The sequence below is a fragment of the Bacillus sp. P4_D3 genome (assembly GCF_056401855.1).
Window position 1 is genome coordinate 1 of sequence record NZ_JBFUIN010000694.1, and the last position, 1,599, is coordinate 1,599.

A 1,599-nucleotide genomic window follows, 5' to 3' on the forward strand; every position below is an offset into this window, starting at 1 on the left:
TTATTAATAATGTTCATCCATATGAAACACCTATGATTTATATTATCTCGCTTTTAAATGACAATTTTCGAGCAAGTATAAAGTGAATGATTAGGAGGAATACAAAATGAAAAGTAAATTCCATCATATTGTACGAGCTATCATGATAAAAGATGAAAAATTACTAGTTGCTGAATACATAGAACATCACTATTTTTTACCCGGTGGCCATGTTGAAATTGGGGAATCCGCAGAGAATGCACTACTAAGAGAGTTACGAGAAGAACTTGGAGTAACTTGCAGTATAAAACAATTTTTAGGCGTCATAGAAAATAAATGGCAAACCAAAGAAACCCTTCACCATGAAATTAACCACATTTTTGAAATAGATTCAAATGAGTTAAAATCAGATTTTACTCCAATATCTAAAGAGTCCCATTTAGCATTTCACTGGATTGATTTTAATAAAGAAAATATAAACTCCTATACAATAATGCCGACACCTTCCGTAAAAGAATTACTAGAAAGAAAATTAAGTGATGAACTATTAACTTGCTGGATTAGTAACTTTTAATTGTCTTTATTTATATTAATTACGTCCACTAAAAGAATATAAAGAAAATAGGCTCATAAACAAGGTACATCACCTAGTGTAAAGTCATATTTTGTTGATGTACGCATTTAGTCTATAGCCTTATTTCTACTTTATTTTTAAAAGTAAATAAACTTAAAGATATGGACGGAATTTACATTTATAAATGGAGGGTTTCATAATGAATGATTTTCAACAAGAACTACAAGCATTAAACCTTAATGCTTATCAACCTGGTAATGTTGTTTATTGGGATCAGCAACAAAATCAATATCCATATTACTACATTCAAGACGATGCACGTCGTTGTGGCGGATGCGGTGGCGGCGGACGTTGTGGCGGTTGTGGTGGTCGCTGTGGTGGTTGTGGCGGCGGACGTTGCGGCGGTTGTGTAGGTTGTGTAGGCTGCGTTGGTTGTTTCAGCTGTTCTAATTGCTGGAACTGGTGGGTTATTTAAGTATTATTGATCTATAATATTTCACATGAAAGAAAAGTGCAGATGCAAAGTTATAATGTATTGAAACTTTTCTTTCATGCTGTCATTTTTATATGTTTTAGGGGGATATTTATTTGTACAAATATGAAAAATTAATTTCATGGGTAGAAAACATTAAAGAGACAAATCAAAGTTCTGCGGCAGCACTTTGTATTATTAAAGATAATAAGATTGTGCTCGAGCATTATAATGGAACGCATTCAAATATTTCTACTAGTAAAAAAGTAAACATATCTTCACAGTTCAATGTCGCTTCCGCAAGAAAAAGCTATTTAGGATTAATGGTAGCTTATGCAGTTTATGAGGGGAAAATAAAATCTCTTGATGACGAGGCAGTAAATTATTTTGAAAAACCTGATCCTTCATTACTCGGTAAAACAACGATAAGACATTTAGTAACTCATTCACACGGTTTAAATGAAACTAATGATAGGACAGTTTTTCGTGAGTTTGAGCCGGGACAAGCTTGGGCGTACAGAGATATTAATGTAAGAATGGTCACGCAGCTTATTTATCAGCTGTATAATAAGAG

Annotated in this window: 3 protein-coding genes; all 3 read left to right on the top strand. The window is 33.2% G+C overall.

Features of this window, described 5'->3' with window-relative positions; translation table 11 throughout:
* Window positions 1–106 precede the first annotated feature (106 nt).
* Complete coding sequence (locus tag AC1DTM_RS25660; RefSeq protein ID WP_016104979.1) at window positions 107–553, top strand: NUDIX domain-containing protein; 447 nt, start codon at window positions 107–109, stop codon at window positions 551–553.
* 199 nt (window positions 554–752) lie between these two features.
* Entirely contained in the window at window positions 753–1,028 is a 276-nt protein-coding gene (locus AC1DTM_RS25665; RefSeq protein WP_002161619.1) for a heterocycloanthracin/sonorensin family bacteriocin, read from the top strand.
* Between the two features lie 113 nt (window positions 1,029–1,141).
* A partial coding sequence (locus AC1DTM_RS25670; protein WP_477001208.1) for a serine hydrolase occupies window positions 1,142–1,599 on the top strand: 458 nt, incomplete at its 3' end.

Coding starts and splice junctions, on each gene's coding strand:
- AC1DTM_RS25660 (WP_016104979.1), top strand. CDS start 107: ATGAAAAGTAAATTCCATCATATTGTACGAGCTATCATGATAAAAGAT.
- AC1DTM_RS25665 (WP_002161619.1), top strand. CDS start 753: ATGAATGATTTTCAACAAGAACTACAAGCATTAAACCTTAATGCTTAT.